This window comes from Devosia sp. Root436, from assembly GCF_001426345.1.
Classification (GTDB): Bacteria; Pseudomonadota; Alphaproteobacteria; order Rhizobiales; family Devosiaceae; genus Devosia.
The window spans coordinates 292,926-309,193 of the sequence record NZ_LMEM01000011.1 but is presented as its reverse complement, the minus strand read 5'-3'; the positions used below and the strand labels follow the sequence as shown (position 1 = coordinate 309,193).

Genomic DNA, 16,268 nt, shown 5'->3' with positions numbered 1-16,268 from the left:
GCACCTCACCATGAGGGCTACTGCTAGCTCAGTATTCCAGTAGTCCTCATGGCGAGGTGCGAGCTCTTGGCGAGCCTCGAACCACGAGGGCGTGTGCTACGCCCTCAGACCGCCACCCGCCGTCCCTGCTGTGCCGAAGCCATCATGGCGTCGATCAGCCGATGCACCTGCAATGCCGTATGGCCATTGCTGAGCGGCTGGCGATCATGGCGCACCGCGTCGGCGAAATCGGCGATCTGGGCGGCGTGCCAGTCGAAGGGGAAGGCCATGGGGTCGGCGCCGCCACCGCCCTGGCTGGCTTCGCCTTCGGTGATGGTCTCGCCCGCCATGGTGCGGACGGTGAGGTTGCCGGCGGTGAGCGTTGCCGTGGCATGGGCGAAGTTGAGCGTCAGGCTTTCCGGTCCGCCGGGGAAACTGGCCGTCGTCGCCATGACCGCGCCGACCGCGCCATTGGAAAATTCGAGGCCGGCGGAAACGAAGTCCTCGGTTTCCATTGCATGGAGCCGCGTCGTCTTCGCCATGGCGGTGACGGCATCGACTGCGCCGCAGAGGCTGAGCATCAGGTCGAGCGAATGGATGGCCTGGGTGATGAGCACCCCGCCGCCATCTTGCGCGAGCGTGCCGCGTCCGGGCTGGTCGTAATAGCCGGCCTGCGGCCGCCACCACGGCACCACCAGATGCACCGCCTCGAGCCGGCCATAGCGCCCCTCGGCAACCGCTTCGGCCAGATAGCGCGACGCGCGGCGGAAACGGTGCTGGAACACCACACCGAGCTTGATGCCGGCCCCGTCGGCGAGCCGGACGATCCGCTCGGCGGCGGCCAATGTCCGTTCCACCGGCTTTTCCAGCAGCACATGCTTGCCCGCCCTGGCGGCGGCGGCGACGATGGCCTCGCGCGCATTGGGCGGGGTAACCACCAGCACGGCGTCGAGCCGCGGATCGGCCAGCAGCGCCTCGTAGCTTTCGGCCTCGGGGAAACCATAGGCCTGGCAGAACTGGGCGCGCTGCACCGCGTCGCGGCGATAGACGCCGAGCACGGCAATGTCCTTGCTCAGCGATTGCAGCGCCAGCGCATGCGGCTTGGCCCCCATTCCGGCCCCGATCACGCCGATGCCGAAGCGTCCCTGTTCATCGCTCATTGCCAGTCTCCAGTTCCATACAAGATGGCCTTGTACCCACCGCACCACCGCCGCGAAAGCGGAAATCTTACTTGATGGACGAAGGGGGATTCCCGATGGACGAAGGGGGATTCCCGCTTTCGCGGGAATGACGCCGTGGTTGGGAGGCGGTCAGGAGGCCTGGCGCCAGGCCTTGGCCTTGAGGAAGGTTTCGAGATCGGCGGCGCTCAGCGGCCGGGAGAAGGCGTAGCCCTGCAGGATATCGCAGCCCAGGTCGCGCAGGATGGCGGCATGCGCCATGGTCTCGACGCCTTCGGCGACCACTTCGATGCCCATCGACTTGCCGATATCGACAATGGAAGCGAGCAACTGGCGCTGGCCCGGATCGACCAGGATCGGATTGACCAGTTGCCGGTCGATCTTGAGGCGCTTGGGGCGCAGTTTCTGCAGCGACACGATCGAGGCATAGCCGGTGCCGAAATCGTCGATCTCGACATCGATGCCCAGTTCCTTGATCTGGTCGATATTCCAGCCGACTACGGCATCGCCTTCATCGAGGTAGATCGATTCCACCAGCTCGAACGACAGCCGTCCCGGCTCGATATTGAGCCGCCGCAAGCCGTTGATGAGGTCTTCGTCATTGAGCCGGCGCAGCGAGACGTTGACCGAGGCGCGCGGCACGCCCAGGCCCATGGCGTCCCAGCGGGCGAGGGCGGCAAGCGATTGCTCCAGGATCAGCCGATCGACCGTGGCGACCACGTTGAGCTCTTCGGCAATGGGCATGAAGGCATCGGGCGCCTTGATGCCCTCGCTTGGATGCTGCCAGCGGGCCAGCGCCTCGACGCCGACCACGTCGAGCGTGTGGGCGTCGAACTGCGGCTGGAACCAGGCGACGAATTCATTGCGCTCGAGCCCGCTGAGGATTTCGTCGGCCACGCGCTTGGTCTTGACCACCTCGGCCTGCAGCGCCTCCGAGAAGAACTCGAAGCGGTTGCGGCCGCGGGCCTTGGCCCGGTAGAGCGCGATATCGGCATTGATCAGCAGGCGTTTGACATCGACCGGCGCGCCGCGATCGGCGGCAATGCCGATGCTGACGCCGAAGCGGCATTCATGCCCCTCGTAGGTCACGGGCTGGCGCATCTGCTGCACGATGCGCTCGGCCAGGGTCGCCAGGTAGATGTCGCCCTGGCTGGCCGTGGTGAGCACCACGAATTCATCGCCGCCGATACGGGCGACGAAATCGGCGCTGGCGCAATTGTCGCGCAGCACGGCGCTGGCATGGATCAGCATGGCGTCGCCCGCCGCATGGCCCAGCGTGTCGTTGATCTGCTTGAAGCGGTCGAGATCGATATGCAGCAGCGCCATGCTGCTGCTTTCCTGGTAGCCCGTCGCAGCGTGGCGCTTGAGCATCTCGTCGAGATAGCGCCGGTTGGGCAGGCCGGTCAGGCTGTCATGCAGCGCATTGTGCTCGATACGGACGCGGGCCAGTTCGAGCTCGTGGTTGCGCGCTTCGGTCAGTTGCGTGGCGCGGCGCAATTCCTCGTTGAGGGTCACATCGGCCGTCATGTCCCAGTTGACGCCCACCATCCTGTCGGGTGCGCCGGGCTCGCGGTAAAGCGCGCCGATGGACCGCACATGACGCAGCGTGCCATCGGCCAGCAGCACGCGGTAGTCGGCCTCGAACCCGCCCGTTGCTTCGCTCATGCGGCGGAATTCGCGTTCGACGCGCGCGCGATCATCGGGATGCACGGCCGCCATCCAGTTGTCGTGGTTGCGCGGGCCGTCATCGGCCGGCCAGCCGAAAAGCTCGTTGGTGTGGTCGTCCCAGGTTTCCTGGCCGCTGGCCAGATCCAGTTCCCAGACACCGACCTTGGACACGTCCAGCGCCAGTCCGAGCCGCCGCGACAGGCGTTCCAGCTCGCTTTCGCGCGCCTTGAGCTCGCGGAAATGCTGCTGTCGCTCGCCGACCAGCCGCCCGGTAATGCCGATGGGCAGCAGGATCAGCGTGCCGGCAATGACCATCAGCGCGCGCATCAGCCCGCTATTGCCCTGCGCTACCGACCAGCCGCCACGCGGCACGGCCGCGATTTCCCAGGAGCCGGATGGCAGGATCACCTCGGCCGTTACCGGATTGAGGGCGCTGATGTCCTCGCCGAAGAAGCGCGTGCCATGCGCGCCCGTCGCGTCCTTGCCGGTGATCGAGATATTGAGCTCGTGTGAATGATCGATCAGCCCGCTATCGGCATAAAGCTGGTCGACATCGACCACGGCCGAGACCAGCCCCCAGAATTCGCGACCGACCGGGGTATCGGCATAGACCGGGAAGCGACCGACAAAACCCCGCCCGCCCTGCACCAGGTTGACCGGCCCGGCCAGCACCAGCCTGCCGGAATCGCGGACCCGCAAGGCCGCGTCGCGTTGGGCCGCGTTGGTGCGGTAATCCAGGCCGATGGCGGCCTCGTTGCCTTCAAGCGGATAGGTCATGGCGATGACCAGGTCCGGCGCGGCGGCGATCGAGCGGAGCTGGCTCTGTTCTTCGAACAGGTTGGCGACCAGCGCCGAGAACCGCGTCTGGTCCATCTCCGGTTCGGTGGAAATGGTGGAGACCAGCCCGCGCACCAACTGGATATTGCCGTTGATATTGCCTTCGAGCTTGGCGCGGATCAGCGATACTTCGGCAAGGACGGCCGTGCGCATGCGCTCTTCGTTGAGCACGCTGCTCTGCCGATCCAGAAAGACCCCGCCCGCGATCAGCACGGCAAGCGCCACCATCGCCGGCAGCAGGATGGGCCGCATCCAGCTCAGGCCATGTTCCGCTTTATGTGTCGCGTTTGAATTCAAGACCCGCCATCCACTAGCCGGCCTTCTGGCCAGCGAGCAGATACCTTGGACCCCGCGGAGTTTATGTTTGGCTTATCGGCCCGGCGAACTGATCGCGTGGTTAGCGCCGGGCTAATTCACTGTGCTTCGACGAGGTCGACGCCTGCCGCTTCGCACTGCGCGCGGAAGCGCTCGGAGGGGCAATGGTCGGTGACAAAGGTGTCGATCTGGTCGATGCGGGCGATGCGCACCGGGGCCGAGCGGGCAAACTTGCCCTGGTCGGCCACCAGGATCACATGGCGGGCATTGGCGATGATGGCCTGCGCCACCTTGACCTCGCGATAATCGTAATCGAGTAGCGCGCCTTCCTCGTCCAGCGCCGAGGCTCCGACAATGGCGTAGTCGACCTTGAACTGGCTGAAGAACCCCGCGGCTGCCTCGCCCACGATGCCGCCATCGGAAGGGCGCACCACGCCGCCGGCAATCACCACCTCGAAGCGCGGATAGACCCGCATGCGATTGGCGACGTTGATATTGTTGGTGACGACCAAGAGGCCAGCGTGATCGAGCAGTGCCTGGCTCACCGCCTCGGTGGTGGTGCCGATATTGATGAACAGCGACGCATCATTGGGAATGAGCGCCGCGGCGGCCCGCCCGATGGCGTCCTTGGCCTCGGCGGCGATGCGGCGGCGCGCTTCGTATTCGAGATTTTCCACGCCCGACGGCATGGTGGCGCCGCCATGCACGCGCGACAGCAGCCGCTGGTCACAGAGCTGGTTGAGATCCTTGCGGATGGTCTGCACCGAAACGCCGAAATGGCCAGCCAGCGCCTCGACGGTGACGCGGTTTTCGACGCGGGCCAGTTCGAGAATGGCCTGGTGCCGTTCGGTAGTGTCGCTCATGGGCGGATCAAACCTCTTCGAGTTCGATCAACGTGCCATCGAAATCTTTCGGATGCAAAAACAGCACCGGCTTGCCATGGGCGCCGGTCTTCGGCGCGCCGTCGCCCAGCACGCGGGCGCCGCCGGCCTTGAGCACCTCGGCGGCGGCGCGGATATCGGGCACCTCGAAGCAGATGTGATGCATGCCGCCGGAGGGGTTCTTGTCGAGAAAGGCGGCGATGGGAGAATTCTCGCCCAGCGGCTCGAGCAGTTCCACCTTGGTATTGCCGGTGTCGATGAAGACGACGGTGACGCCGTGTTCGGGCAGGGGCTGGGGTTGGCCGACATGGGCGCCGAGCAGGTCACGGTATTTCGTTGATGCGGCGGCGAGGTCGGGGACCGCGATGGCAATGTGGTTGAGGCAGCCGATCATAGAAAGGTCCCCTCATCCGCCCTTCGGGCACCTTCTCCCACGAGGGGAGAAGGGAAAGGAGCCGAGAGTTCACAGTCGCCGCCCTTCTCCCTTCGTGGGAGAAGGTGGCGCGCAGCGCCGGATGAGGGGGCTCCTGGGTCCATCATCGATTGCTCAGCCTTCCCTCGATCTGGCTCAGCACGGAAAACGCCGCGCTCAGCACATTGGTCCCCGGCCCGAAAATGCCGGCCACGCCGCAATCGAACAGGAAGTCGTAATCCTGTTCGGGGATGACGCCGCCGACGATGACAGTGACCTCGCCCAGGCCGCGATCCCTGAGCGCGCCGATCAGCTCGGGCACCAGCGTCTTGTGGCCAGCGGCCAGCGAGGAGACGCCCACCGCGTCGACCTTGAGTTCGTCGACATGGGCGGCGACTTCCGGCGCGGTTTCGAACAGGTCGCCCATATGGACGGCAAAGCCCAGATCGGCAAAGGCCGAGGCGATGACCTTGGCGCCGCGATCATGCCCGTCCTGCCCCATCTTGGCGATGAAGATAGAGGGGGCCCGGCCGCGAGCGGCCTTGAAGCTCTCGATGCGGGCGCTGATGGCGGCAAATTCCGGGTCGTCGCCATAGCCCCCGGCATAGACGCCTGAAATGACGCGGGTGACGGCCGAATGGCGGCCGAAGACGTCCTCCATGGCCTGGCTGATCTCGCCCAGGGTGGCGCGGGCGCGAGCCGCCTCGATGGCGGCTTCTAGCAGGTTGCCTTCGTCCTTGGCCGCATATTCGCGCAGGGCCGCCAGCATGGACTGGCATCTGGCCTCGTCGCGGGTCGAGCGGACACGTTGCAGCAGGGCGACCTGTTCGGCGCGCACCTTGGCATTGTCGATCTCGCGCACATCGATGGCATCTTCCACGTCGAGCCGGTAGCGATTGACGCCGACAATGACATCCTCGCCGCGATCGACGCGAGCCTGGCGCAGGGCGGCGGCCTTTTCGATTTCGAGCTTGGGCCCGCCTGATTGCACCGCCTGGGTCATGCCGCCGGCCATCTCGGCCGCGCCGATCAGCCGTTTCGCCTCTTCGACCAGTTGACTGGTCAGCGCCTCGACATAATAGGAGCCGCCCAGCGGATCGACGACGTCGGTGATGCGCGATTCATGCTGCAGGATGAGCTGGGTGTTGCGCGCGATGCGGCTGGAAAATTCGGTGGGCAGCGCGATTGCTTCATCGAAGCTGTTGGTGTGGAGGCTCTGCGTGCCGCCCAAAGTTGCGGCCAAAGCCTCGATGGTGGTACGGACGATATTGTTGTGCGGGTCCTGCTCGGTCAGCGACACGCCCGAGGTCTGGCAATGGGTGCGCAGCATCTTGGAGCGGGCATCCTTTGCCCCCAGCCCGGTCATGATCTCGCTCCAGAGCTGGCGCGCGGCGCGCAGCTTGGCGACTTCGAGGAAAAAGTTCATGCCGATGCCGAAAAAGAAGCTCAGCCGCCCGGCAAAGGCATCGATATCGAGGCCGCGAGCCTGCGCGGCGCGGACATATTCCATGCCGTCGGCCAAAGTATAGGCCAGCTCCTGCACCGCCGTCGCCCCGGCCTCGTGCATGTGATAGCCCGAGATGGAAATCGAGTTGAACTTGGGCATGTGGCGGGCGGTGTGGGCGATGATATCGCCGACGATCCGCATCGAGGGCTCGGGTGGGTAGATATAGGTATTGCGGACCATGAACTCCTTGAGGATGTCGTTCTGGATGGTGCCGTCGAGCTTCGACTGTGGCACCCCCTGTTCCTCGGCGGCGATGATGAACATGGCCAGGACCGGTATAACGGCGCCATTCATGGTCATGGAGACGCTCATCTGATCGAGCGGAATGCCGTCGAACAGGATTTTCATGTCCTCGACGGAATCGATGGCGACGCCGGCCTTGCCGACATCGCCGGTGACCCGCGGATGGTCGCTGTCATAGCCGCGATGGGTGGCGAGGTCGAAGGCGACCGACAGGCCCTTCTGCCCCTTCTCCAGCGCCTGCCGGTAGAACGCGTTGGATTCGCGCGCGGTGGAGAAGCCGGCATATTGGCGGATGGTCCAGGGCCGGTTGGCATACATGGTGGCGCGCACGCCGCGGGTGAACGGCTCGACACCGGGGGTTTCCGAGCCCGCGCCGAAATAGACCGGCTTGACTGGAATGCCGCCATAGTCGCGGTCGAGGGACGACAGCGGGGTGTCGCGCAGTTCCTTTTGCGCGAGGGCGGCCCAATGGGCGAAAGTGGGCGTCTGGCTCATCACACCGCCTCGAATTCGATCATGACCTGATCCACCGCCAGCACGGCGCCGGGCACGACATGGACCTTGCCGACCCGGGCCCGCTTTTCAGCCCTGAGCACGTTTTCCATCTTCATCGCCTCGACCACGGCCAGCGTCTGGCCATCCTCGACGATATCGCCTTCCGCCACATCCACGCGCACCACCTGGCCCGGCATGGGGCAGAGCAGGAATTTGCTCATGTCCGGCGGCACCTTGACCGGCATATGCTTGAGCAGGGCCGAGATATGCGGGCGCAGCACCAGCACCCTCAGGTCGGCGCCGCGATAGCGGATGCGGAAGCCGGATGTGGTGGGGGTAACCTTGAGCGCGCTCCTGCGCCCGTCCGACCAGTCGAGCCGCGCCAGCGTGTCGCCGGGCTGCCAGTGGAGATGGGCGGCTTCGCTGCGCCAGCCGACATCGACAACGGTTTCGAGCCCCTGCTGGTGCAGGGTAACGCTGTTCACCGTCTCGCCCGCCTGCACATGCCAGTGCGACTCCGCGATCGCGCCGCTGCGGCGCTGCTCGCGGCGTGCCATCAGAATCGCTGCGGCGGCCGTGATGTCGAACAGGTGTTGTTCGCTGAGCTCGGCGCCATGAAAGCCTTCGGGGAATTCCTCGGCAATATAGCCGGTGGTGAGCCGGCCCTCGCGGAAGCGCTCCTGCTCCATCACGGCCGAAAGGAAAGGCAGGTTGTTGCCGACGCCTTCGACCTGGAAGCTGTCGAGCGCCACGGCCATGGCATCCACCGCTTCGATGCGGGTCGGCGCCCAGGTGCAGAGCTTGGCGATCATCGGGTCATAGAAAGTGGAAATCTCGCCGCCCTCGAAGACGCCGGTGTCGTTGCGCACGACCAGTTTCTTGCTTGTGCTCTCTTCCGGGGGCCGATAGCGGGTCAGCCTTCCGGTGGAAGGCAGGAAATTGCGATAGGGGTCTTCGGCATAGAGCCTCGACTCGATGGCCCAGCCCTTGCGCTGCACCTGATCCTGCGTCAGCGGCAGCTTTTCGCCATTGGCGGCGCGGATCATCAGCTCCACCAGGTCCAGCCCGGTGATGAGCTCGGTCACCGGATGCTCCACCTGCAGGCGGGTATTCATCTCGAGGAAGTAGAAATTGCGGTCCTTGTCGACGATGAATTCCACCGTCCCGGCGCTGGTATAGCCGACGGCCTTGGCCAGCGCGACCGATTGCTCGCCCATGGCCTTGCGGGTGGCGTCGTCGAGGAAAGGCGAGGGCGCCTCCTCGATGACCTTCTGGTTGCGGCGCTGGATCGAGCATTCGCGCTCGTTGAGATAGAGCACGTTGCCATGCGCGTCGGCGATGAGCTGGATTTCGATATGGCGCGGCTCGGTGACGAATTTCTCGATGAAGATGCGGTCGTCGCCGAAGGATGAGGCGGCCTCGGACTTGGAGCGCTCGAAGCCCTCGCGCGCTTCGGCGTCATTGTGGGCAATGCGCATGCCCTTGCCGCCGCCGCCGGCCGAGGCCTTGATCATCACGGGATAGCCGATGGAGCTGGCAATTTTCACCGCCTCGTCGGCATCCCCGATCAGCCCCATATGGCCGGGCACGGTGGAAACGCCGGCTTCGGCCGCGATCTTCTTGGACGTGATCTTGTCGCCCATCGCCTCGATGGCTTTCACCGGTGGGCCGACGAAGATGATCCCGGCGGCTTCGAGCGCCTCGGCGAATTTCGGGTTTTCCGACAGGAACCCATAGCCGGGATGGACGGCCTGCGCGCCGGTGGCTTTGCAGGCAGCGATGATCCTGTCGATCTGCAGATAGCTGTCCTTTGCCGGTGACGGGCCGATATGCACGGCCTCATCGGCCATGCGGACATGGAGGGCCTCCCTGTCGGCATCGGAATAGACGGCGACAGTGGCGATGCCCATTTTCCGCGCGGTCTTGATGACCCGGCAGGCGATTTCACCGCGATTGGCGATGAGGAGTTTTTGTATGGTCATTTTTGATCCTCACGCGAAGAAATCGAGTTTGTGACTCCCCCCACCCCAACCCTCCCCGCGAGGGGGAGGGAGCCCGATCCAGCTTGCGGCACGGTCTTGTCAAACACACCGGCGCGGCTCCCTCCCCCTCGCGGGGAGGGCGGGGTTGGGGGACGGGAGCCCGAATTTCAAGGTGAGCCGCCACGCGGGAAAAGACGCCCTCCGCGTTGGTCAGCACATCCTGGTTCGAGAAGCGCAACACGGTGAAGCCACGCCCTCGCAGATAGTCGTCGCGCACTGCATCGTTGGATATGGCCAAATCCGTTCCATTCGTGTCCCCGTCTATCTCGACAACCAGACCCGCAGCGATACAGACAAAGTCCACATAGTAGCTGCCCAACTGGAACTGCCTGCGAAAATGCCAGCCTTGCTGACGCCATGTTTGGGTCAGCTTCCAGAAATTCAGTTCCGCGGGCGTGGCCTGGCGTCTCAGTTTTCTCGACAGATCCGTGGCCATCCATCCCCCACCCCAGCCCTCCCCGCGAGGGGGAGGGAGTCCGCTCCGTGCATATCCGTCCTCACAGCGGAATATTATCGTGCTTCTTCTTCGGCATGCTCGATGCCTTATGGCGGAGCGTCGAGAAGGCGCGGATGACGCGGCGTCTTGTGCCGTGGGGCATGATGACGTCGTCGATGAAGCCGCGTTCGGCGGCGACAAACGGGTTGGCGAAGCGGGCTTCATAGTCCGCCGTGCGCTGGGCAATCTTGTCCTTGTCGCCCAGTTCCGAGCGGTAGAGGATTTCCGTCGCGCCCTTGGCGCCCATCACGGCGATTTCGGCTGATGGCCAGGCATAGTTCACGTCGGCCTTGATGTGCTTGGACGCCATCACGTCATAGGCGCCGCCATAGGCCTTGCGAGTGATGACGGTGACCAGCGGCACGGTGGCTTCGGCATAGGCGAAGAGCAGCTTGGCGCCATGCTTGATGATGCCGCCATATTCCTGCGCCACGCCGGGCAGGAAGCCCGGCACGTCGACAAAGGTCAGGATGGGGATTTCGAAACTGTCGCAGAAGCGGATGAAGCGGGCGGCTTTCTTGGAGGCGTTGATATCAAGGCACCCGGCTAGCACCAGCGGTTGATTAGCGACAACGCCGACCGTATGGCCGTCCAGCCTTATGAAGCCGCACAGAATATTGCCGGCATGGTCGCGCTGGATTTCGAGGAAGTCGCCCTCGTCGGCCACCTTCTCGATCACCTCGCGCATGTCATAGGGCTTGTTGGCGCTGTCGGGGATGATGGTGTCGAGGCTGTCGTCACGCCGATCCACCGGGTCATGCGTGGTGAGGCGCGGCGGCTTCTGGCCGGCAGTGAGGGGGAGGTAGGAGAAGAGGCGGCGGACTTCGAGCAGAGTTTCGATGTCGTGGTCGAACGCCGCGTCGGCTACCGAGGAGATTTTCGTGTGGGTCGAGGCCCCGCCGAGTTCTTCCTGCGTAACGCTTTCATTTGTAACGGTCTTGACCACGTCCGGTCCGGTGACGAACATGTAGCTGGTATCCTTCACCATATAGATGAAGTCCGTCATCGCGGGCGAATAGACCGCGCCGCCGGCGCAGGGGCCCATGATGACCGAGATCTGCGGCACCGCGCCCGAGGCCTGTACATTGCGCCAGAACACATCGGCATAGCCGCCCAGCGAAGCGACGCCTTCCTGGATGCGGGCGCCGCCGCTATCATTGAGCCCAATCACCGGCGCGCCATTCTTCAGCGCCAGGTCCATGATCTTGCAGATCTTTTTGGCGTGGGTTTCCGAGAGCGAGCCGCCGAAGACGGTGAAATCCTGGCTGAAGACGTAGACCAGGCGACCCTCGATCATGCCCCAGCCGGTGACGACGCCATCGCCCGGAATGATGGTGTCGGCCATGCCAAAATCCACCGCGCGATGGGTGACGAACATGTCGTATTCTTCGAAACTGCCAGGATCGAGCAGCACATCGAGTCGCTCGCGGGCCGTCAGCTTGCCCTTGCCATGCTGGGTATCGATGCGCCTCTGGCCACCGCCAAGGCGAGCCTGCATGCGCTTGTCTTCCAGTTCGCCGATGATTTTCTGCATGCGCGCACCCTGTTATCCGGCAGCAGACTAGCGCTTTGCTTCATCCGGCCCAAGACAGGAAAGGGCGGGGCTGTTACAATCACACAGGTTCATGTTTGTGATTTTGTGGATTTGTGAAGATGGCGGCACGCAAGGTCTTTGCCGGAGCACGATTGCGCGCCCTGCGCAGCCAGCACAGGCTAACCCAGGGCGAACTCGCCGCGCGGCTCGATATCTCCGCCTCCTATGTCAACCAGCTCGAATCCAACCAGCGGCCGCTGACCGCCTCGGTGATGCTGGCACTGGCCGACGGGTTCAATCTCGACCTGTCCGAGCTGATGACCGATGCCTCCGACCGGCTGGTGGCCGACCTGCGCGAGGCACTGGCCGATCCGGTCTTCGGCGAGGCCGTGCCGAACCTCATGGAGCTCAAGACCGTCGCCACCAATGCGCCCGACATGGCGCGGGCCATGCTCCAGCTTTACGAGAGTTATCGGAAAACCAATGAGCGGCTGGCCGGGGTCGATGCAGCGCTGACGCGCGATCCGCAATCGGGCATGCAGACCGCCTATGAGGAAGTGCGCGACTTCTTCCACTATGCCGACAACTATATCGACCCGCTCGACCGGGCCGCCGAGGCGCTGGCAACGGAGTTGGGCGAATTCGGGCCTGACCGGCTGCGGCGGCTGATCGTCTATTGCGCCGAAATGCACAATATCAGGGTGACGCTGACCCCGCCGCTTCAGGGCGACACCATCACCCAGTTCGATCGCGCCAACCGGGACCTCTGGGTCAACAGCAGGCTCGATCCCTCGACGCAGTTCTTCCAGATCGCGGTGACGCTGGCTGGGCTGGAGCAGGCTACATTGCTGGGGCAATTGCTTGACGGCGCCAGCTTCAAGACCTCGGAGGCGCGCGACATTGCCCGGATGGGGTTGGCCAATTATTTCGCCGGCGCGCTGCAAATGCCCTACGGCGCATTTCTTGGGGCGGCCGAGGCGCATCGCTATGATATCGAGGAACTGGGACACCTGTTCGGCGCCAGCCTCGAGCAGGTGGCCCATCGCCTCTCCACCATGCAGCGGCCACGCGAGCGGGGCGTGCCGTTCTTTTTCGCGCGTGTTGATGCAGCGGGGACAATCACCAAGCGCCATTCGGCGACGGCGTTGCAATTCGCCCGCTTCGGCGGGGCCTGTCCGCTGTGGAATGTGCATCGCGCCTTCGAGGGGCGGGGCGAGATCATACGGCAACTGGCCGAAACGCCCGATGGCAACCGCTATCTGTGCCTTGCCTGGTCCTCCGAAAAGCGCAGCGGCGGCTATCATGGGACGACGCGACGCTATGCCTATGCCCTGGGCTGCGAGGTGAGCCATGCCGGGCGGACGGTGTATGGCGCCGATGTCGACCTGGGGCGAGCCAGTTTCGACCCGATCGGGATTTCCTGCCGCATCTGCGAGCGGCGGAACTGCCCGCAGCGCTCGGTGCCACCGCTCGCTGCAGCGATCAGCGTGCCGCAGGACCGGCGGAGCATCGTGCCGTATGAGATCGGGTGAGGCCGCAACCACCGCGCGGGTCCTCCCCCTTGACGGGGGAGGTTGGGAGGGCGTGTGGGAAGCCCCGATATCCGGGCTAAACATCCCCCCCTTGATCCCTCCCCGCAAGAGGGGAGTCGACTGAGAACCCTGGTTTAGGCCGGCTCGAAATCGTCCGGGCCGCTCGGCACTTCGACCATGCCGGCGGCGAAGCGTTTGGCGTTTTTCACATAGCGCTCGGCGGATGCCGCCAGGTTCCTGACGCCCTCGTTGTCGATCTCGCGGATCACCTTGCCCGGTGCGCCGACCACCATGGAATTGTCGGGGATCACCTTGTTTTCGGTGATGAGGGCATTGGCGCCGATCAGGCAGTTTTTCCCGATTTTCGCGCCGGTGAGAACGGTGGCGCCCATGCCGATCAGGGTGTTGTCGCCAATGGTGCAGCCATGCACGATGGCGGAATGACCGATGGTGCAATTCTCGCCGATGACCAGCGGATAGCCCTTGTCGGTGTGCAGAACCGTGTTCTCCTGCACATTGGAGCGGGCGCCGATGGTGATGGCTTCGATATCGCCACGCGCCACGACGCCGAACCAGATGCCGGCATCCTGCCCGACCATGACATCGCCGACCAGTACGGCGGTCGGGGCGATCCAGCCCACTTCAGGGTCGATTTGCGGCGCGACGCCGTCGAGGGCATAGATGGGCATTGGGGGCCTCCTCAGGGAATAATGCCATAGGCTTGGCGCATCTCGGCGATATCCGCCAGAGTGTTTTGGAACAGGGTCCAGTCGTCGCGCTCGGCGATGGGGGCCCAGATGGCTTCCATCTCGTCGATCAGCATGGTGCGCGGCTGCTGGCGCGCGAAATAGGGATGGTCGAGGTTGAGATTGTCGGCGGGACTGTAGCGTTCGAGCGCGTTGGCGATCGGGCGGAAGGCGTCGCTGGCATAAAATTCGGCCGAAGGGCTGCGCGCGGCGCGTTCGGCGCTGGCGGCGCCGCCGCGCCAGTCGAAGAAGAATTGCTCATAGGGCGCCTTGCTGGCGGCCAGGAAGCCGAAGAGGTCAGTGACGAAGGCGCCGTCGCTTTCGGTGTCATCAGGCGTGAGGCCAAGGCGGCGCAGCATCTGCCGGGGCAGTTCGGCGCGAAAGGTGGGCCAGACGGTGTTGAGCGCCGGCTCCAGCTTTTCGATGCTGGACAGCGGCAGCAGGCATTCGGCGAGGCGGGTGAGGTTCCAGGCCAGCGTATCGGGCTGGCGGCCGAAGCTGTAGAGGCCGGTCTCGTCGAAATAGGCGGCGGTGAAATCGGGATCGTAGGCCGGGATGAACCGCCAGGGGCCGTAGTCGAAGCTCTCGCCCGTGATGTTGATATTGTCGGTATTGAGCACGCCATGCACGAACCCAGCCGCGATCCATTGCGCGCCGAGCTTGGCCACCTTGCCGACCACGGCCTCGAGGAAGGCTGCCGGCCTGTCGGCAGCATCGGTCAGGTCGGGATAATAATTGGCGATGGCATAGTCGAGCAGTTGGCGCAGTCCTTCATGATCTTCGAGCCAGGCCAGGCGCTGGAAGGTGCCGATGCGGATATGGCTGTGGCTGAGCCTGACCAGCACCGACGATCTAGTGGGCGAAGGCTCGTCGCCGCGATAAAGTTCTTCGCCGGTTTCGATCAGCGAAAAACTCTTGGACGTATAGACGCCCAGCGCTTCGAGCATTTCGGTCGCCAGCACTTCGCGCACCCCGCCCTTGAGCGTCAGCCGCCCATCGCCGCCGCGCGACCACGGCGTCTTGCCCGATCCCTTGGTGCCGAAATCCAGCAGGCGGCCATCGGCGAGGTCATGGCCCTGGGCGAAGAGGAAGCCGCGGCCATCGCCGAGATCGGCATTGTAGCTGCGGAACTGATGGCCGTGATAGCGCAGGGCCAGCGGCTGGTCCAGCGATCCGGGCAGGGGCGTAAAGCGCCCGAAATGGGCGAGCCATTGGGTATCGGTGAGGTCAGCCAGCCCCATGCGGGCGGCCCAGCGCTGGTCGCGATGGCGCAAGATGGTCTGCGGGAAATCGGCGGGCGCGACGCGATCGAAAAAGGCATCGCCCAGGGTTTCGTGATTGCGGGCGGGCTGGAAGCGGATCATGGCTGCCACCATACGCCATCCGCCGCCCCGCCATGCAACCCAGCTTTTCGCCGCGCCGCCTAGCGCGGGCCGGCAAATCGCCCTATATCGAGCGGGATGAAACCTGAGAGTACCATCCTGCGCCTTGCGCCGTTCCAGGCCGTCATCTTCGATATGGACGGCACGCTCCTCGATACCGAAAGTGTCTTCAAGACCATCGTTTTCGAGGTCTGTACCGAGCTTGGCTTCGCCATGACCGACGCTGTGCATATGTCCATGGTCGGGTCCAGCCATGAGCGGACCAGCCAGTTGCTGATCGAAGCCTATGGCGTGACCTTTCCCTATACCCTGTTCGATGAGCGCTGCCGGGTGATCATGCGCGAGCGCAGTCATGCCGGCGTGCCGGTTAAGCCGGGCGCGCGGGAATTTATCGGCGAGTTGCGCGAGCGGGGCATTCCGACGGCGGTGGCGACCTCGTCGCGCAACCCCCATGCCCGGCACCACCTGGGCGCTGCCGGCCTGCTCGACCTGTTCGAGACGGTGGTGACGCGCGACGACGTGGTCAATCCCAAGCCGCATCCCGAACCCTACCTGACGGCGGCACGGCGGCTGGGCGTCGATCCGCTGGCTTGCCTGGCGCTGGAGGATAGCCATTCGGGCGTGCGCGCCGCTCATGCCGCCGGCATGCAGACGGTGATGGTGCCCGACCTGGTCCATCCCGACGAGGCTATCCGCGCGTTGGGCATCGCCGTGATGGAAAGCCTCGACCACGTTCGGCTGGCGGCGTTCGAGCGCTGAGCTCTTTCCCTTCTCCTCAAGGGGAGAGGGCGCAGCCCCGGAGTCTCGCTTCGGCCACATCTCCACAGCAAAGCGCTGTCCGCCGGCCCATCCCATAAACTTTTATCCTTTGCCGAAAGCCCCTCTTCACCAAGGGGCAAGGCCTTATTTTTCCTGGGTTTTCATCTGCCGCCGCCTCGGTTAACCCTAACTTAAGAAGCTAACAGGCATAGTTAACCAGCCGTAAATTTCGACTTCCATAGCCCTCTGACCTTGGATAGGG

Annotated in this window: 12 protein-coding genes; 2 read left to right on the top strand and 10 right to left on the bottom strand. The window is 64.4% G+C overall.

The window, feature by feature from the left end; all coding sequences use genetic code 11:
• Positions 1-104: 104 nt before the first annotated feature.
• The 8 genes from ASD04_RS12585 to ASD04_RS12555 all read right to left on the bottom strand — a co-directional run bounded on the left by ASD04_RS12585 (position 105) and on the right by ASD04_RS12555 (position 11,587).
• On the bottom strand, positions 105-1,139 hold the full coding sequence (locus ASD04_RS12585; protein WP_056257342.1) for a Gfo/Idh/MocA family oxidoreductase: 1,035 nt from the start codon (positions 1,137-1,139) through the stop codon (positions 105-107).
• Between the two features lie 150 nt (positions 1,140-1,289).
• Positions 1,290-3,959, bottom strand: coding sequence for an EAL domain-containing protein (locus ASD04_RS12580; protein ID WP_348271021.1), 2,670 nt, complete (start codon positions 3,957-3,959; stop codon positions 1,290-1,292).
• Between the two features lie 116 nt (positions 3,960-4,075).
• Positions 4,076-4,840, bottom strand: coding sequence for a DeoR/GlpR family DNA-binding transcription regulator (locus ASD04_RS12575; RefSeq protein WP_056257340.1), 765 nt, complete (start codon positions 4,838-4,840; stop codon positions 4,076-4,078).
• A 7-nt stretch (positions 4,841-4,847) separates the two neighbouring features.
• Positions 4,848-5,252, bottom strand: coding sequence for a methylmalonyl-CoA epimerase (gene mce, locus ASD04_RS12570; RefSeq protein WP_056257337.1), 405 nt, complete (start codon positions 5,250-5,252; stop codon positions 4,848-4,850).
• A gap of 142 nt (positions 5,253-5,394) precedes the next feature.
• Positions 5,395-7,515 carry a methylmalonyl-CoA mutase gene (scpA, locus tag ASD04_RS12565; protein WP_056257334.1) on the bottom strand — a complete coding sequence of 707 codons (2,121 nt, stop codon included), beginning with the start codon at positions 7,513-7,515 and terminating at the stop codon, positions 5,395-5,397.
• Positions 7,515-9,497, bottom strand: coding sequence for an acetyl/propionyl/methylcrotonyl-CoA carboxylase subunit alpha (locus tag ASD04_RS12560; RefSeq protein WP_056257332.1), 1,983 nt, complete (start codon positions 9,495-9,497; stop codon positions 7,515-7,517). The genes scpA and ASD04_RS12560 overlap by 1 nt, the downstream gene beginning before the upstream one ends.
• Positions 9,460-9,993, bottom strand: coding sequence for an endonuclease domain-containing protein (locus ASD04_RS19190; protein ID WP_082531191.1), 534 nt, complete (start codon positions 9,991-9,993; stop codon positions 9,460-9,462). The genes ASD04_RS12560 and ASD04_RS19190 overlap by 38 nt, the downstream gene beginning before the upstream one ends.
• A 61-nt stretch (positions 9,994-10,054) precedes the next feature.
• Complete coding sequence (locus ASD04_RS12555; protein ID WP_056257328.1) at positions 10,055-11,587, bottom strand: acyl-CoA carboxylase subunit beta; 1,533 nt, start codon at positions 11,585-11,587, stop codon at positions 10,055-10,057.
• Positions 11,588-11,706: 119 nt separating this feature from the next.
• On the opposite strand from ASD04_RS12555, the gene ASD04_RS12550 reads away from it, so the two are divergent.
• Entirely contained in the window at positions 11,707-13,119 is a 1,413-nt protein-coding gene (locus ASD04_RS12550) for a helix-turn-helix transcriptional regulator (RefSeq protein WP_056257325.1), read from the top strand.
• 134 nt (positions 13,120-13,253) lie between these two features.
• Here ASD04_RS12550 and ASD04_RS12545 read toward each other — a convergent pair whose 3' ends face one another.
• Positions 13,254-13,808, bottom strand: coding sequence for a gamma carbonic anhydrase family protein (locus ASD04_RS12545; protein WP_056257322.1), 555 nt, complete (start codon positions 13,806-13,808; stop codon positions 13,254-13,256).
• An 11-nt stretch (positions 13,809-13,819) separates the two neighbouring features.
• Positions 13,820-15,229, bottom strand: a complete 1,410-nt coding sequence (locus tag ASD04_RS12540) for a protein adenylyltransferase SelO (RefSeq protein ID WP_056257617.1) — start codon at positions 15,227-15,229, stop codon at positions 13,820-13,822.
• Positions 15,230-15,325: 96 nt separating this feature from the next.
• Here ASD04_RS12540 and ASD04_RS12535 point away from each other — a divergent pair, with 96 nt between their 5' ends.
• Positions 15,326-16,006, top strand: coding sequence for an HAD family phosphatase (locus tag ASD04_RS12535; protein WP_056257320.1), 681 nt, complete (start codon positions 15,326-15,328; stop codon positions 16,004-16,006).
• The last annotated feature ends 262 nt before the right edge of the window (positions 16,007-16,268 follow it).

Bases quoted from the DNA above. Each gene is read 5' to 3' on its own strand.
- ASD04_RS12585 (WP_056257342.1), bottom strand. From the start codon at position 1,139: ATGAGCGATGAACAGGGACGCTTCGGCATCGGCGTGATCGGGGCCGGA.
- ASD04_RS12550 (WP_056257325.1), top strand. From the start codon at position 11,707: ATGGCGGCACGCAAGGTCTTTGCCGGAGCACGATTGCGCGCCCTGCGC.
- ASD04_RS12560 (WP_056257332.1), bottom strand. From the start codon at position 9,497: ATGACCATACAAAAACTCCTCATCGCCAATCGCGGTGAAATCGCCTGC.
- scpA (WP_056257334.1), bottom strand. From the start codon at position 7,515: ATGAGCCAGACGCCCACTTTCGCCCATTGGGCCGCCCTCGCGCAAAAG.
- ASD04_RS19190 (WP_082531191.1), bottom strand. From the start codon at position 9,993: ATGGCCACGGATCTGTCGAGAAAACTGAGACGCCAGGCCACGCCCGCG.
- ASD04_RS12540 (WP_056257617.1), bottom strand. From the start codon at position 15,229: ATGATCCGCTTCCAGCCCGCCCGCAATCACGAAACCCTGGGCGATGCC.
- ASD04_RS12555 (WP_056257328.1), bottom strand. From the start codon at position 11,587: ATGCAGAAAATCATCGGCGAACTGGAAGACAAGCGCATGCAGGCTCGC.
- ASD04_RS12545 (WP_056257322.1), bottom strand. From the start codon at position 13,808: ATGCCCATCTATGCCCTCGACGGCGTCGCGCCGCAAATCGACCCTGAA.
- ASD04_RS12535 (WP_056257320.1), top strand. From the start codon at position 15,326: ATGAAACCTGAGAGTACCATCCTGCGCCTTGCGCCGTTCCAGGCCGTC.
- mce (WP_056257337.1), bottom strand. From the start codon at position 5,252: ATGATCGGCTGCCTCAACCACATTGCCATCGCGGTCCCCGACCTCGCC.
- ASD04_RS12575 (WP_056257340.1), bottom strand. From the start codon at position 4,840: ATGAGCGACACTACCGAACGGCACCAGGCCATTCTCGAACTGGCCCGC.